The sequence below is a fragment of the Nocardiopsis sp. N85 genome, from assembly GCF_028882275.1.
In the GTDB taxonomy this organism is placed as follows: Bacteria; Actinomycetota; Actinomycetes; order Streptosporangiales; family Streptosporangiaceae; genus Nocardiopsis; species Nocardiopsis lambiniae.
Window position 1 is genome coordinate 700,869 of the sequence record NZ_JARBUT010000001.1, and the last position, 15,076, is coordinate 715,944.

Consider the following 15,076-nt stretch of genomic DNA (forward strand, 5'->3'; position numbering starts at 1 on the left):
CGAAAGCCGCCCGATCGGGCGGCTTTCGTCTGCTTGTACCCCGGGTGGGATTCGAACCCACACTGTATGGTGTTTGAGACCATTATCTCTGCCGTTGGATTACCGGGGCTTTTGGGGTTTATGTCCGGCTTTGGGTTGGGTTGCTCCAAGGCGGTGAACCGGCGACGGTCGGCCAACGGTGATGTCACGATTGGCCAGCATTGCCGGTCCCGACGAACAGCATCCTAGCGGATCTCGGTACTCTCGTGTACGTGACGAGGACGCAGAGCCGCGTGGTGATCGCGGAAGACGAGGCCCTGATCCGCCTGGACCTCAAGGAGATGCTCGAAGAGGACGGTTACGCCGTCGTCGGCGAGGCCGGGGACGGGGAGACGGTGATCCGGCTCGCGCGCGAGCTCAAGCCGGATCTGGTGATCACCGATATCAAGATGCCCGTGCTCGACGGCCTCTCCGCCGCCGAGCGCATCGCGGGGGAGCGGATCGCTCCGGTCGTGATCCTGACCGCCTTCTCGCAGCGCGAGCTGGTGGAACGGGCGCGCGACGCGGGTGCCATGGCCTACCTGGTCAAGCCCTTCAGTAAGGCCGACCTGGTGCCCGCCATCGAGATGGCCACCTCCCGCTACGCCGAGTTGGCGGCGCTGGAGGCGGAGGTGGGCGGCCTCCAGGAGCGTCTGGAGACCCGCAAGCTGGTCGAGCAGGCCAAGGGCCTGTTGCAGAGCCGGCACGGGATGAGCGAGCCCGAGGCGTTCCGTTGGATTCAGAAGAACTCCATGGACCGCCGCCTGACCATGCGCAAGGTCGCCGAGACGGTCGTGGAGACCCTCGGGGGCAAGCAGTCCTGACGAGCTCCTTCCAGGGGGACTGAACAGGGGGTCGTGCCCGTCCGGGCGCGGCCCCTTCATCGTGTCCGGATGGACGCGTAGTGTCGTAGGAAATGTGCAGATCGCTCACCCAAGGCGGGAGAAACGAGACAAGTGTCCAGGGTCAAGGGGGTTCCTGTGACGGTTGGGTCTCGTTTCTGCACGATGGGGTGACGTTTGGGTCACGTGGCTTAAGTGAAGCTGAATGACCAGCCTAAACCGGGCTAAACTCACCGCACCGAACAGCAATGGACAACGGTGTCGAATGCGCGCATACGGCACTGTTAACCCTCAGATGCGCAAGGAGCGCGCGTGCGCACACGCCTCGTGACCGTGCTGCTCGCCCTGATCACCGCCATCCTGGTGATCCCCGGGCCTGCGGCGACGGCGGACGAACAGGGCGGTGAGACGCTGCACGGTCAGATCCGCAACCCGGACGACCGGGATCAGGGTGTCGAAGGCATCTCGATTCAGGTGTTCGATGGTGAGGACGAGATCGGTGCGGCCGATACCGACTCTGATGGAAATTGGGAAGTAGGGCTGCCCGGACCGGGCACCTACCGTGTCGTGGTGGACCAGGAGTCCGTCCCCAGCACATTCGCCGTACGGGAGACGAGCCTCGTCTCCGACGGTGAGGCGGAGGTGGAGGTACCCGCAGGCGAACAGCGCGTCCTGATCGTCGCCCTGGAACGCCCTGACGGGGGTGAGGCCGAGGAGCCGGCCTCTCCCACGGACGAGGGCGCGGAGTCCGATGGGGCCGCCGAGGAAGAGGACACGGTCGTTCCGGCGGCCAGGGGTTCCTTCGGGGACCGGTTCGTTCAGCTGGCGGCCGCGGGTCTCCTGTTCGGCCTGGTGATCGCGGTGTCCGCGATCGGCCTGTCGCTGATCTTCGGTACGACGAAGATGATCAACTTCGCCCACGGCGACATGGTCACCTTCGGTGCGATGGTCGCCCTGGTGTTCAGCAGCGGCGCGGTGGGACTGGGCAACTCCCTGCTGGCGATCTTCGCCGGTCTGGGCGGCGCGGTGCTCATCGGCGTCCTCCTGGAACAGCGCCTGGGGCGTACCGCCCTGATCGTCGCCCAGTGGTCGTCGATCTTCGCGGGTATCGTGCTGGCCACCGTGCTCGGCGTGCTGGGCGACTCGGTGGGCTGGAAGGTGCCGCTGTGGATCGCCGCGGGCATCGCGGTGGTCATGGGCGCCGTCCTGGGCGCCTCCATGGAGCGGTACATCTGGCGACCGCTGCGCAAGCGCAACGTGGCGCTGATCCAGTTGTTCATCGTCTCGATCGGTCTGGCGCTGATCCTGCGCCACATGGTCCTGGTGATGTTCGGCGCGGGTCGCAGCCGGTACTCCGGTTTCCAGATCCAGGAGCTGGTGCGTCTGGGCCCGATCTCCATGCCGCCGCGCGACCTGGTGGTCATGGCCGTGGCGATCGTGGTCCTGGTGGCCGTGGCGTGTCTGCTCCAGTTCACCCGGATCGGCAAGGCGATGCGCGCGGTCTCGGACAACCGGGACCTGGCGGAGTCGTCGGGTATCGACGTGGACCGGGTCACCCTGTACGTGTGGGGCCTGGGCGGCGGTCTGGCGGCGCTCGGCGGTGTGCTCTACGGCCTGAACCAGGTGGTGGAGTACGAGATGGGCTTCCGCCTGCTGCTGCTGATGTTCGCCGCGGTGATCCTGGGTGGTCTGGGCACCGCCTACGGCGCGATGGTCGGCGGTATCGCGGTCGGCCTGGTGGCGATGCTGTCCACCCTGTGGTTCCCGTCCCAGCTGATGCAGGCGTGGGCATTGGCGTTGATGATCCTCATGCTGCTGATCAGGCCTCAGGGTCTGCTCGGTCGTGCTGAGCGGGTCGGCTAGGAGAGAAGACGATGGACATCATTTCTATCCTCGCCGAATCCGTGCGGTCGGCGTTCGGCCCGATCGCGGCGATCTACGCTCTCGCGGCCATCGGTCTGAACCTGCACTTCGGGTACACGGGCCTGCTGAACTTCGGCCAGGTCGGTTTCATGCTGGTGGGCGCCTACGGTGTCGGCATCAGCGTGTCGGTGTTCGAGCTGCCGCTGATCGTCGGTTTCGGTGTGGGCCTGTTGTGCGCCCTGGTGTTGGCGCTGCTGCTGGGTATCCCGACGCTGCGATTGCGGGCGGATTATCTGTCGATCACGACGATCGCGGCCGCGGAGGTCATCCGACTGATCTATCGGGCGGGGTTCGCCGAGCCGCTGACCGGTGGTGTGTACGGTCTGCAGAACCTGGCCGGTGACTTCCGCGTGTGGAACCCGTTCGACGCGGGTGCCCGGTACGGCTTCGGTGACATCACGTACACGGGTGCGCAGATGTGGACGATGACGGTGACCTGGTCCCTCGTCGTCCTGATGGCGGGTCTGACGTGGCTGTTGATCCACAGCCCGTGGGGTCGTGTCATCAAGGGTGTCCGTGAGGACGAGGACGCGGTCCGCAGCCTGGGCAAGAACGTCTTCACGTACAAGATGCAGGCCCTGGTGCTCGGTGGTCTGATCGGCGCGCTGGCGGGTTGCATGATGGCGATGCACCAGGCGTCGATCCAGCCGGACCAGTTCAAACCGCAGGTGACGTTCTTCCTGTGGGTGATCCTGCTGCTGGGCGGCGCCGGGAGGGTCCTCGGGCCGATCCTGGGTTCGATGCTGTTCTGGTTCCTGATGAACTTCACGGACGGTCTGCTCAAGGGCCTCGGTCAGGACCTGGGGCTGCTGCCGTTCCTGAACGGGCCGGACTACGGCGCGATCCAGCTGGCCTTCGCGGGTCTGATGCTGGTCGTGCTGATCGTGTTCCGTCCACAGGGCTTGATCGGGGACCGCAAGGAGATGTTGATCAATGTCAAGTGACGAGACCGTGGTCGACCGGATGACGGGTGCCGAGACGGTGCCCGGATCGAAGAAGCCCGACCCGATCCTGGTGGTCGACGACGTGCGGCGTTCGTTCGGCGGTCTGACCGCCGTGGACGTGGAGCACCTGGAGGTGCAGCGCGGCACGATCACGGCGTTGATCGGTCCGAACGGCGCCGGCAAGTCGACGCTGTTCAACCTGCTCACCGGTTTCGACCGGGTGGATCAGGGGACGTGGTCGTTCCAGGGGAAGCGGATCAGCGGAAGGAAGGGCCACCAGGTGGCACGGGCCGGAATGGTCCGTACGTTCCAGCTGACCAAGGCGCTGACCCGGTTGACGGTGCTCGACAACATGTTGTTGGGCGCGACGGGTCAGACGGGCGAGCGGATCGGCGGGGCGTTCCTGCGTCCGTTGTGGCAGGCCCAGGAGCGGGCCAACACGGAGCGCGCGCTGGTGCTGCTGGAGCGGTTCAAGTTGATCGCCAAGCGCGACGAGATGGCGGGTTCGCTCTCGGGTGGCCAGCGCAAGCTGCTGGAGATGGCGCGCGCGTTGATGACCGACCCGGACATGATCATGTTGGACGAGCCGATGGCGGGTGTGAACCCGGCGCTGGTGCAGTCGTTGCTGGGGCACATCACGTCGTTGCGCGATGAGGGCAAGACGGTGTTGTTCGTCGAGCACGACATGGACGTGATCATGGGCATCAGCGACTGGATCGTGGTGCTCGCCCAGGGGCAGATCATCGCCGAGGGGCGTCCGTCCGATATCCGCTCGAACCAGCAGGTCATCGATGCCTACCTGGGTTCCCGTGAGGAGGAATGACGATGAGTGAGAACGGGGACCCGCGGCCGGGTCCGGAGAAGCCGCCGGAGCCGGTGGAGGAGGTCGTGGTGGCCCAGGAGCACCGTGAGGAGCTGCTGGAGCACGCCATGGAGGAGTCCTTGGAGGTGGGTGCTCCGGAGGACTACCTGGTGCTGGCCAAGGAGCTGGTGGCCGGGTACGTGCCGGGAGTGAACATCCTCAACGGGTGCACCCTGACCCTCACCGAGGGTGAGGTCGTGGCGATCATCGGACCCAACGGCGCGGGCAAGTCGACGTTGATCAAGACGATCTTCGGTCTGATCCCGATCCGTGAGGGTGCTCTGACGCTGCGCGGCAAGAGCATCTCGGGTCTGCCAGCGCACAGTCTGGTGGAGCGCGGTGTGGGGTACGTCCCGCAGACGCAGAACGTGTTCCCGTCGCTGACGATCGAGGAGAACCTCCAGATGGGGGCGTTCCTGCGGCCGAAGGCGTTCACGGAGCGGTTCGCGTTCGTGGCGGAGCTGTTCCCGCTGCTGGGGGATCGGCGCAAGGCGAAGGCCGGGTCGTTGTCGGGCGGTGAGCGCCAGATGGTGGCGATGGGCCGGGCCCTGATGATGGATCCGTCGGTGCTGCTGCTGGACGAGCCGACGGCGGGTCTGTCGCCGCTCTACCAGGAGGAGGTGTTCCAGCGGGTGAAGCAGGTCAACGAGGCGGGTGTCTCGGTGATCATGGTGGAGCAGAACGCCCGCCGGTGCCTTCAGATCTGTGACCGCGGGTACGTGCTGGACCAGGGCCGCAACGCGTACACGGGTACGGGCGCGGATCTGTTGAACGACCCGAACGTCATCGAGCTGTACCTGGGGACCCTGGCCAAGGGCTGAGTCCGTTCGTGCGAGGGGCGTCCCGTGAGGGGCGCCCCTTCGTCGTGCGCGGTGCGGGGGCGGGCCCGTGCGGGGCGGGAGGACGCCCCGCCCGTGGGCGCCTCGCGTGGGCGGGTGCGGGACGCTCCGGGGTCTCCGGCCGCGGCCGGGGTCCGTCACGGGCGGCCGTCCGGGTGGGGGCCTCCCCTTTCGCCGTCTCCTCGGGTGGGGGCGGCGGCCTCCTCTCCCGGGGCGTGCGGGGGTGCGCCCCTCGACCGGTGGCCGGTACGACGACAGGAACGCCTCTCCCCGGTGTGCGGGTGCGCGACCAGGGGTCCGGGACGTGGACCCGATCTCCCCGGGGGTGCGGGGCGCTGGGCGTCCTCCACTCGCGGTCGGGCCCTTCCGGCGGTCGGGCCGGGACCCCGGGGAAGGACGGGGCCCCGGGAGGCGGACGCCACGTGGCCGCGGCCCAGGGGACGGAGGGCCGATCCGCCGGGACCGGGGACGTGCCCCGGGGCCGGGCGTCGACGCGGTCCTTCCGGGGGCACGGGAACGCCCCCGGGGGGATCCCCCCGGGGGCGTTCGCCGTGATCTTCGGATGGTCCGAGGTCGGTGTGAGCCGACTCCGGGTCCGTTACTCGTTGACCGAGTACTCCTCGAAGCCGAGGGTCTCGTAGCCGTCGTCGCCGAAGTGGAAGATCTGGAAGGTGGCGGAGGTCGGGTCGCCGTTGTCATCGAAGTCGATGTTGCCGCTGACGCCCTGGTAGTTGATCTCCTCGCCGTCGGCGAGCAGGTCACGGCACTCGGCGAAGCTACCGCACTCGGTGCCCTCCGGGGCGCTCACGCCGGCCATCTCGGAGACGTACTCCGCCGGGTCGACGCTGCCCGCGGCCTCGGCGGCCAGGGCGATCACGGTGACGCAGTCGAACACCTGCGGGGCGAACTGGTAGACCTCCAGGTCCGGGGCGAACGAGCCGAGGCCGTCGTTGAACTCGGGGTTGTCCGCGCCGGGGGCCACGCCGGTGATGCCGTTGACGATCTCCGGGTTGCTCTCGTCGACGCTGTCACCGAGCTCGGGGCTGTTGAGGCCGTCGGTGATGTAGAGCTGGTCGCCGGAGACGTCGTTCTCCAGGAGCTGGGCGATGACCTGCGCGCCCTCCTCGAAGGAGATGAGCGCGATGGCGTCGGGCTCTTCGCTGCCGACGGCGTTGACGACGGAGTCGAAGGTGGTCGAGTCGGGGTCGTAGGTCTCGCTGACGACGACCTCGACGCCCTCGGCCTCCAGCTCCTCCTGGAGACCGCCGGCGTAACCGGAGCCGTAGTCGTCGGCGCGGGCGACGATGGCGACGCTCTGGTGGCCGTCCTGGATGATCTTGCGGGCCATGACCGGGCCGGACAGCAGGTCGCTGGGGGCGGTACGGAAGTAGTAGCCGCCGTCCTCGATGTTGGTCAGTTCCGGGGAGGTGTTGGACCCGGAGCACTGGACGATGTTGGAGCCGGTGATGGTGTCGTAGGTCGCCTGGGTCATACCGGAGGCGGCGGCACCGATGACGGCGTGGACGCCGTCGGAGACGAGGGCGTTGGCGGCCTCGTTGGCCTGGGCCGCGTCGCCGGCCTCGTCGCCCTCGACGATCGCGGGGAGTTCGGTGCCGAGGATGCCGCCGGCGCCGTTGATCTCCTCGATCGCGTACTCGGCGGCGGTGATCTGGGGCGGGCCGAGGAAGGCGAGGCTACCGGTCTGGGGGTAGAGGATGCCGAACTGGAAGGCATCGCCGTCGCCGCCGCCACCTCCGCCGCCGTTGTCGCCGCCGTCGCCTCCGCCACACGCAGTAAGCCCCAGTACCAGGGCCGCGGTTGCGGCAGTGAGGCCTAGGACCTTCTTGCTTGCCATGATCGTGGTCACTCCGTTCAACCGGCGAGCACGTGCTGCGTGGCGCAGCCGTGCCGGATGGTGCTCTTGCGCCCTGATGCCCATGATGTGTGGCATGACTTAATCGGGAGCGTTAGCGGAGCTTAATCACGGAAGTTCGCCGATCGAAAGCGCGAAATGCCCGTTGGTGCCGACTCGCCGTCAGGCTGTTATGCCTCTGTAGTCATTCGTGACGTCCCAGGTGTTCTTCCTGGACGGTCGGCCGTGCTCTGTACCGGAGGGGTGACAAAGTGTCGCGACGGGGGAGGGGGAGGGGTCCGACCGTCGAGATGTGACGGTCGGACGACGACGGTGTCACGGGCGTGCTTCACGGTGTCGTGAAGAGGGACTGTTCTAGGCGGGCGTCTCGCGCAGCATGCAGGTGAGGCGGGAGGTGCACACCTTGCGGTCCTGCTCGTCGGTGATGGTGATGTCCCAGGTGGCCAGGGTGCGGCCGAGGTGGACGGGGACGGCGACGCCGGTGACGTGCCCGTCGGTGGCCGAACGGTGGTGGGTCGCGTTGATCTCGATGCCGACGGCGATCCTGCCGAGGGCCCGGGCGTGGACGTTGGAGCCGATGGAGCCCAGGGTCTCGGCCAGGACGCAGGAGGCGCCCCCGTGCAGGAGGCCGAACGGTTGCGTGTTGCCCTTGACCGGCATGCGGCCGACGACGCGTTCGGCGGAGACCTCGGCGAGCTCGATGCCCATGCGTTCGACCAGGCCGCTGGTGAGGGCGCCGATCTCCATCGCCTCGCGCGGGCCCTCGGGGTCCGTCGTCATGGTGTGCCGCCTTTCGGGTGGGTGAAGTGTCCGCGTCGCATCCTAGGATTCACCTGTGGTGACCAATCGTGAGACCCCCGAGACATCGCAGGCCGGCGGACGCGCCCGCCTTCTTCTTCTGGACGGCCACTCGATGGCCTTCCGCGCGTTCTTCGCGCTGCCGGTGGAGAAGTTCGGCACCGGCACCGGCCAGTCGACCAACGCCGTGTACGGCTTCGCGTCGATGCTGGTGAAGTTGCTCAGAGACGAGGAGCCGACCCATGTCGCGGTGGCGTGGGACCTGTCGGGTCCCACCTTCCGGCACGAGGAGTACGCCGAGTACAAGGACGGACGTTCGGAGACCCCTCCGGAGTTCCCCTCCCAGGTGCCGCTCACCCAGGAGCTGATGCGGCTCATCGGGGTGGTGAACCTGTCGTCGCCCGGTTACGAGGCGGACGACGTCATCGCCACGTTGGCGCGGTTGGGCGGCGAGGCGGGCGCGGAGGTGCTCATCGCCTCCGGTGACCGGGACGCGTTCCAGCTGGTCACCGAGTCCTGCACGGTGTTGTACCCGGGCAAGAGCCTGTCGGACCTGCGCCGTATGGACCCGGAGGCGGTCGAGGACAAGTACGGGGTGACCCCGCCCCGGTACCGCGATCTGGCGGCGCTGGTGGGGGAGAAGGCCGACAACCTTCCGGGTGTGCCCGGGGTGGGTCCCAAGACCGCGGCGAAGTGGATCGTCAAGTACGGGTCGTTGGACGGGTTGATCGAGCGCGTCGACGAGATCGGCGGCAAGGCCGGGCAGAACCTGCGCGATCACCTGGACGATGTGCTGCGCAACCAGAGGCTGAACCGGCTGGCCACCGATGTTGACCTGGGTGTGACCCTGGACGACCTGGTGTTGGGCCGGGCCGACCGGGCGGGGGTGGACGCCCTCTTCGACAACCTGGAGTTCGCCTCCAACCTGCGCGAGCGCCTGTACGCGGTGCTGGGCACCGGTGAGGACGAGGCGCGGGACCCGGTCGACGGAGACGGGTTCGAGGTCGACCTGACGGTGGCCGGGACCGGCGCGTTGGCGGACTGGTTGACCGAGCACGCCTCGGTGGACGACGTCACCGGGGCGGCGCCCGCCGGGTTGGCCGTGGACGGGGTGTGGGGTCAGGGCACCGGTCGGGTGGACGCGTTGGCGGTCTCCGTGGCCTCCGGCGCGGCGGTGTTCGTCGACCCGTCGCTGTTGGACGCCGCCGACACCGAGGCGTTGGGGGAGTTCCTGGCCGACCCGGAGCGACCCAAGGCGGTGCATGAGTACAAGGGCGCGGTGTTGGCGCTGGGCGCCCACGGGTGGGCCCTGGACGGCGTGGTCAGCGACACCGCGCTGGCCGCCTACCTGGTCCAGCCGGGGCAGCGCCGGTTCGACCTGACCGACCTGTGCCGTAAGTACCTGGGTCGGGAGTTGGAGGAGGGGACCTCCGGCGATCAGCTCGCCCTGGACCTGGGGGGCGGCGACGGTCCCTCGGGCCGCCGGCGCGAGGTCGCGGTGCGGGCGGTGGCCACCCGGGACCTGGCCGGGGTGTTGGCGGCCGAGGTGGACGAGCGCGGTGGTACCCACCTGTTGGGCGGGGTGGAGCTGCCGTTGGTGTCGGTGTTGGCGCGCATGGAACGGGCGGGGATCGCCGCCGACCGCGTCTACCTGGAGGAGTTGCAGGGCGAGTTCGCGTCCGCGGGGCGGGCCGCGGTGGAGCGGGCGCACGAGATCGTGGGCCGGGAGTTCAACCTGGGGTCGCCCAAGCAGTTGCAGCAGGTGTTGTTCGAGGACCTGGGGCTGCCCCGGACCAAGAAGATCAAGACGGGGTACACGACCGACGCCGACGCGCTGACGTGGTTGGCCGCACAGACCGACAACGAGCTGCCGGCGGTGTTGCTGCACCACCGGGACCAGACCAAGTTGCGGACCACGGTCGAGGGCCTGATCAAGACGATCGCCGATGACGGGCGTATCCACACCACGTTCAACCAGACGGTGGCGGCCACGGGACGGCTCAGTTCCACCGATCCCAACCTCCAGAACATCCCCGTGCGCACCGACGTGGGTCGGCGGATCCGGCGGGCGTTCGTGGTCGGTGAGGGGTACGAGGAGCTGTTGACCGCCGACTACAGCCAGATCGAGCTGCGGATCATGGCCCACCTGTCCGAGGAGAAGGCGCTCATCGACGCCTTCAACAGCGGCTACGACTTCCACGCGCAGATGGCGGCGCAGGTGTTCGGCACCACGGTGGAGGAGGTCGACGGTGAGGCCCGGTCGCGGATCAAGGCGATGAGCTACGGGTTGGCGTACGGGTTGAGCGCGTACGGTCTGTCGCAGCAGCTGGGCATCACCCCCGAAGAGTCCAAGCGGCTCATGGAGGACTACTTCGCCGAGTTCGGCGGGGTGCGCGACTACCTGAACGCGGTGGTGGAGGCGGCGCGCAAGGTCGGCTACACCGAGACGATGCTGGGGCGGCGCCGGTACCTGCCGGATCTGACCAGTGACAACCGCCAGCGCCGGGAGATGGCCGAGCGGATGGCGTTGAACGCGCCGATCCAGGGTTCGGCGGCCGACATCATCAAGGTGGCGATGCTCCAGGTCGACTCGGCGTTGGCCGAGGGAGGGTTCGCCTCCCGGGTGTTGTTGCAGGTGCACGACGAACTGGTCGTGGAGATCGCGCCGGGTGAGCGCGAGGCGGTGGAAAACCTCGTGCGTCACGAGATGAGCACCGCCTATGATCTGCGTGTTCCGCTGGCCGTGTCGGTCGGGGGCGGACGCAGTTGGCACGACGCCGCGCACTAGCGGTGTGAACGGAGGGGGATGGTGGTCGTGAACGCGGGTGCCGCCGATGACGGCGGTCTGATCGTGGGTCCGGTCACCGTCCCCGCCGACGCCCTGGTGTGGCGGTTCTCCCGGTCGTCGGGGCCGGGCGGGCAGCATGTCAACACGTCCGACACCCGGGTGTCGCTGTCGTTGGACGTGGCCGGGTGCGGCGGGTTGGGGCGGACCCGGCGCGAGCGGGCCCTGGAACGGCTGGCGGGGCGTCTGGTGGACGGGGTGCTGACGGTGACGGTGCAGACCCACCGGTCGCAGGTGCGCAACCGGGCGGAGGCCCGGGAGCGGATGGCCGCCCTGTTGGCGGAGGCGATCGCGCCGCCGCCGCGTGAGCGGAGGGCGACGCGGCCCGGTCGGGCGGCCCGGCAGCGGCGGCTCGACGCCAAGCACCGACGCGGTGATGTCAAACGGTCACGCTCGCGTCCTCCGTTGGACTGACCGTATCGGAGGAACGGGGCGTTCGACGATGCTCCGTTCCGGGGTGTGGACGGACCGTGTCGGTCGCCCCGGGGAGGGGCGGGAACACCTGCCGTGCCGGGTGTCGGACCAGTTCGAACGGGTCGGTGCCGCATGGTTGATCTTCGCCCGTGCCCTCGGGTACATTGCCGCCATTGCGATCTTCGTCGGGTTGGCTGCTCGGGGTTCCGATTGACCAGGACGCCCTTGTCTCATATGCTGGCCGGAGCGTTGTGGGTTCGTGCGCTGTTCCGCGCCTCCGTTCGGGGGGCAAGGGGCGGCACCACCCGGGTCCGGGCTTTGGGCCCGGCGGTCGGTGGTCGCGGAAGGCTCCTTTCCGCGGTGACACCGTTCCTCTCCTTTGGATGATGGATCGGCGGGCTCGGATCTGCGGCGTGCCCATCTTCCTGAATCTGTCCGTATCCGGAGTCCACCCACAAATGACGAGCAGCACCGAGGCCACCTCGACACCCCAGGTAGCGGTCAACGACATCGGGTCCGAGGAAGCCTTCCTCGCGGCGATCGACGAGACCATCAAGTACTTCAACGACGGTGACATTGTCGAGGGCACCATCGTGAAGGTCGATCGAGACGAGGTCTTGCTCGATATCGGCTACAAGACCGAGGGTGTGATCCCGTCCCGGGAACTCTCGATCAAGCACGACGTCGACCCCGGTGAGGTCGTCGCCGTCGGCGACCAGGTCGAGGCCCTGGTCCTCCAGAAGGAGGACAAGGAAGGCCGTCTGATCCTGTCCAAGAAGCGCGCCCAGTACGAGCGCGCCTGGGGCACGATCGAGAAGATCAAGGAAGAGGACGGCGTCGTCACCGGCACCGTCATCGAGGTCGTCAAGGGTGGTCTCATCCTCGACATCGGCCTCCGCGGCTTCCTGCCCGCCTCCCTGGTCGAGATGCGCCGTGTCCGCGACCTCCAGCCCTATGTCGGCCGTGAGCTCGAAGCCAAGATCATCGAGCTGGACAAGAACCGCAACAACGTGGTCCTGTCCCGCCGTGCCTGGCTTGAGCAGACCCAGTCGGAGGTCCGCCAGACCTTCCTCAACACCCTCCAGAAGGGCCAGATCCGCAAGGGTGTGGTCTCCTCGATCGTCAACTTCGGTGCGTTCGTGGACCTGGGCGGCGTCGACGGCCTGGTGCACGTCTCCGAGCTGTCCTGGAAGCACATCGACCACCCCAGCGAGGTCGTCGAGGTGGGCCAGGAGGTCACGGTCGAGGTCCTGGACGTCGACATGGAGCGCGAGCGCGTCTCCCTGTCGCTGAAGGCGACCCAGGAGGACCCGTGGCAGCAGTTCGCCCGGACCCACCAGATCGGCCAGGTCGTCCCCGGCAAGGTCACCAAGCTCGTCCCGTTCGGCGCGTTCGTCCGCGTCGAGGAGGGCATCGAGGGTCTGGTCCACATCTCCGAGCTGGCCGAGCGCCACGTGGAGGTGCCCGAGCAGGTCGTGCAGGTCGGCACCGAGATCTTCGTCAAGATCATCGACATCGACCTCGACCGCCGTCGCATCAGCCTCTCGCTGAAGCAGGCCAACGAGAGCGTCTCGCCGGACCAGGTGGACTTCGACCCCACCCTGTACGGCATGGCCGCCGAGTACGACGAGCAGGGCAACTACAAGTACCCCGAGGGCTTCGACGCGGACAGCGGCGAGTGGCTCGACGGTTACGAGTCCCAGCGCGACGAGTGGGAGCGCAGCTACGCCGAGGCCCAGACCCGGTTCGAGGCGCACCGCAAGCAGGTCGAGGAGGCCCGCGCGGCCGAGGCCGAGGCGGCCAACGCCCCGGCCCCGGAGGAGGAAGAGGAGTACACCGGTGGTGCTCCGAGCACCAACTCCGGTTCCGACACCTCCAGCGGTGCCCTGGCCTCGGACGAGGCTCTGGCCGCCCTGCGCGAGAAGCTCGCCGGCGGCGAGGCCTGATCGGTTCTCCGTGAGCTGATCGGCCGGTCCCGCTCGCGGGTCCGCTGAAAGTCGGCCGAAGGGCCGTCCCCTCCCGAGGGGACGGCCCTTCGTCGTGTCCCGGGGACGCGGACGGCACGCTCCGGGGCGCCGCCCACCGCGGGCGGTCGCGCCGCGCGCGTCCCCCGAAGACCTTCCGGGACGGGCGGGCGTGTTCATCGTGAGGAGGCGGGGCGGTTCTCCCGTGGACCGATGAGAACGCCGCGAAAGAGGGCGCGTCGGCCGCGGACGTCCGTTGAGGAGGGCGGGTCGGGGTGGTGCGCGGCGGGGCGGGTGTTCGCGGAACACGCCCTAAGGTCGTTGTATGCCCCGGTGGGCGGGGCGTGTGAGGAGACGGCGTGTTCGAGATCCACCCGGCCACCCCCGCCGACGCGGGGGAGATCCACACCGTGCAGCGGGCGGCGTTCGTCGACGAGGCCCAGGCCTACGGGGACCCGTTCATCCTGCCGCTGACCGAGAGCCTGGAGCGGGTGGAACACCTCTTGGGCGAGGCGGACGCACTGGTGCTCAAGGCGGTGGTCGGGCATCGGATCGTCGGGGTGGGGCGTGCTCGGGTGACGGGCACGACCGGGGTGGTGGGTCGCCTGGCGGTGGTGCCGGACCTGCGCCGCAGGGGGATCGCCCGGGCCCTGTTGGAGCGGTTGGAGGGGGAACTGCGCGCCCTGCGCCCCGACCTGGCGGCGATGACCCTGTTCACCGGGGCGCAGAGCGCCGAGAACCAGCGGCTGTACCGGCGGGCGGGGTACGCGGTGACCCATCGGGAGCGGGTCGCCGATCACCTGGTGATGGTGCACATGCGCAAGGAGCTGACGACGGTCACCGCGGCCGGCTGACGGTCGTACCCGGTGTACCCCGGGGTGACCCGCCCCCGCGCATGGCCCGGTCGACCCGATCGAGAAGGTGGAGTCGACCGAGGGGGCGGGTGCCGGCGGTCGCCCCCGCGAGGCGACCCGGGGCGGACACCGCGCCCGGGGACGAGGGAGGTCGTCGTCCGCGCGTCCCGGTCCGGCGCCGGGGCGGTACGCGCGGGTATGGCGACCTCGGGGCAGGTGGGGGTGCGACGGGCCCCGGGGTGGGGGCTAGGGTCGTCGCATGCTGAAAGTGGGACTCACAGGGGGGATCGGCTCGGGCAAGAGCGCGGTCTCCACGGAACTGTCGGGATACGGCGCGGTGGTCATCGACGCCGACGCCATCGCCCGTGAGGTGGTGGAGCCGGGCACGCCGGGGCTGGCCGCCGTGGTCGCGGAGTTCGGGGAGGGCGTGCTCACCGGGGAGGGGCGCCTGGACCGCGCCCGGCTGGGGGAGATCGTCTTCGCCGACGAGGAGCTCCTGGCGCGGCTCAACGCCATCGTGCACCCGCTGGTGGGCGAACGCAGCGCCGAGTTGATGGCGCGTGCCGAGGCGGAGAACGCCCCGATGGTGGTCTATGACGTTCCGCTGCTGGTGGAGAACGGCCTACAGACGCTCTACGACGTGGTGGTGGTCGTCGACACCCCCGACGAGGTGCGGGTGGAGCGGGTGGTGGCGAACCGGGGCATGGATCCCGAGCAGGTGCGGGCGCGGATCCGGGCGCAGGCCGATCGGGAGGTCCGGTTGGCGGTGGCGGACCTGGTGGTGGACAACTCCGGTTCCCCCGAGAGGCTCAGGGAACGGGTCGCCGAACTCTGGAAGGAACTGCTCGCCCGCGCCTCCTGACCGGGTGAGGGGGCGGGCGGGGCGCGGCGTCCGAGGGG

Annotated in this window: 12 protein-coding genes and 1 tRNA gene; 10 read left to right on the forward strand and 3 right to left on the reverse strand. The window is 68.8% G+C overall.

From position 1 onward, the window contains the following. Positions 1–36: 36 nt before the first annotated feature. Positions 37–109 (reverse strand) — tRNA-Leu (locus PWG71_RS02940). Positions 110–272: 163 nt separating this feature from the next. Between PWG71_RS02940 and PWG71_RS02945 the strand changes: the two genes are divergently transcribed. The 5 genes from PWG71_RS02945 to PWG71_RS02965 all read left to right on the forward strand — a co-directional run bounded on the left by PWG71_RS02945 (position 273) and on the right by PWG71_RS02965 (position 5,410). Beyond that, the gene (locus PWG71_RS02945) at positions 273–842 is read left to right on the forward strand and encodes an ANTAR domain-containing response regulator (protein ID WP_274808129.1); all 570 of its coding nucleotides are present in this window, start codon (positions 273–275) and stop codon (positions 840–842) included. A 330-nt stretch (positions 843–1,172) separates the two neighbouring features. Further along, positions 1,173–2,723: a branched-chain amino acid ABC transporter permease gene (locus PWG71_RS02950; RefSeq protein WP_274807882.1), complete on the forward strand. Its 1,551-nt coding sequence runs from the start codon at positions 1,173–1,175 to the stop codon at positions 2,721–2,723. Between the two features lie 11 nt (positions 2,724–2,734). Beyond that, complete coding sequence (locus tag PWG71_RS02955) at positions 2,735–3,727, forward strand: branched-chain amino acid ABC transporter permease (RefSeq protein ID WP_274807883.1); 993 nt, start codon at positions 2,735–2,737, stop codon at positions 3,725–3,727. After that, complete coding sequence (locus PWG71_RS02960; protein ID WP_274807884.1) at positions 3,717–4,550, forward strand: ABC transporter ATP-binding protein; 834 nt, start codon at positions 3,717–3,719, stop codon at positions 4,548–4,550. The genes PWG71_RS02955 and PWG71_RS02960 overlap by 11 nt, the downstream gene beginning before the upstream one ends. Positions 4,551–4,552: 2 nt before the next feature. Beyond that, positions 4,553–5,410 carry an ABC transporter ATP-binding protein gene (locus PWG71_RS02965; RefSeq protein WP_274807885.1) on the forward strand — a complete coding sequence of 286 codons (858 nt, stop codon included), beginning with the start codon at positions 4,553–4,555 and terminating at the stop codon, positions 5,408–5,410. Between the two features lie 616 nt (positions 5,411–6,026). Here the strand turns inward: PWG71_RS02965 and PWG71_RS02970 are convergent. Both PWG71_RS02970 and PWG71_RS02975 read right to left on the reverse strand, forming a co-directional pair. Beyond that, entirely contained in the window at positions 6,027–7,283 is a 1,257-nt protein-coding gene (locus tag PWG71_RS02970) for an ABC transporter substrate-binding protein (RefSeq protein ID WP_274807886.1), read from the reverse strand. Between the two features lie 372 nt (positions 7,284–7,655). Then, positions 7,656–8,081 (reverse strand): hotdog fold thioesterase, encoded by a 426-nt coding sequence (locus PWG71_RS02975; RefSeq protein ID WP_274807887.1) that lies wholly within the window; start codon positions 8,079–8,081, stop codon positions 7,656–7,658. 55 nt (positions 8,082–8,136) lie between these two features. Here PWG71_RS02975 and polA point away from each other — a divergent pair, with 55 nt between their 5' ends. The 5 genes from polA to coaE all read left to right on the forward strand — a co-directional run bounded on the left by polA (position 8,137) and on the right by coaE (position 15,038). Continuing rightward, positions 8,137–10,887 carry a DNA polymerase I gene (gene polA / locus PWG71_RS02980; protein ID WP_274807888.1) on the forward strand — a complete coding sequence of 917 codons (2,751 nt, stop codon included), beginning with the start codon at positions 8,137–8,139 and terminating at the stop codon, positions 10,885–10,887. 18 nt (positions 10,888–10,905) lie between these two features. Continuing rightward, complete coding sequence (arfB, locus tag PWG71_RS02985) at positions 10,906–11,358, forward strand: alternative ribosome rescue aminoacyl-tRNA hydrolase ArfB (RefSeq protein WP_274807889.1); 453 nt, start codon at positions 10,906–10,908, stop codon at positions 11,356–11,358. 458 nt (positions 11,359–11,816) lie between these two features. Continuing rightward, positions 11,817–13,304, forward strand: coding sequence for a 30S ribosomal protein S1 (gene rpsA / locus PWG71_RS02990; RefSeq protein ID WP_274807890.1), 1,488 nt, complete (start codon positions 11,817–11,819; stop codon positions 13,302–13,304). A 377-nt stretch (positions 13,305–13,681) separates the two neighbouring features. Continuing rightward, entirely contained in the window at positions 13,682–14,176 is a 495-nt protein-coding gene (locus PWG71_RS02995; RefSeq protein WP_274807891.1) for a GNAT family N-acetyltransferase, read from the forward strand. A gap of 259 nt (positions 14,177–14,435) precedes the next feature. Then, positions 14,436–15,038 (forward strand): dephospho-CoA kinase, encoded by a 603-nt coding sequence (gene coaE / locus PWG71_RS03000; protein WP_274807892.1) that lies wholly within the window; start codon positions 14,436–14,438, stop codon positions 15,036–15,038. Positions 15,039–15,076: the final 38 nt, after the last annotated feature.

What these genes read in the sequence shown, in the direction of transcription:
- coaE (WP_274807892.1), top strand. Translation starts at nt 14,436, where the DNA reads ATGCTGAAAGTGGGACTCACAGGGGGGATCGGCTCGGGCAAGAGCGCG.
- rpsA (WP_274807890.1), top strand. Translation starts at nt 11,817, where the DNA reads ATGACGAGCAGCACCGAGGCCACCTCGACACCCCAGGTAGCGGTCAAC.
- PWG71_RS02970 (WP_274807886.1), bottom strand. Translation starts at nt 7,283, where the DNA reads ATGGCAAGCAAGAAGGTCCTAGGCCTCACTGCCGCAACCGCGGCCCTG.
- PWG71_RS02955 (WP_274807883.1), top strand. Translation starts at nt 2,735, where the DNA reads ATGGACATCATTTCTATCCTCGCCGAATCCGTGCGGTCGGCGTTCGGC.
- arfB (WP_274807889.1), top strand. Translation starts at nt 10,906, where the DNA reads ATGGTGGTCGTGAACGCGGGTGCCGCCGATGACGGCGGTCTGATCGTG.
- PWG71_RS02975 (WP_274807887.1), bottom strand. Translation starts at nt 8,081, where the DNA reads ATGACGACGGACCCCGAGGGCCCGCGCGAGGCGATGGAGATCGGCGCC.
- PWG71_RS02965 (WP_274807885.1), top strand. Translation starts at nt 4,553, where the DNA reads ATGAGTGAGAACGGGGACCCGCGGCCGGGTCCGGAGAAGCCGCCGGAG.
- PWG71_RS02960 (WP_274807884.1), top strand. Translation starts at nt 3,717, where the DNA reads ATGTCAAGTGACGAGACCGTGGTCGACCGGATGACGGGTGCCGAGACG.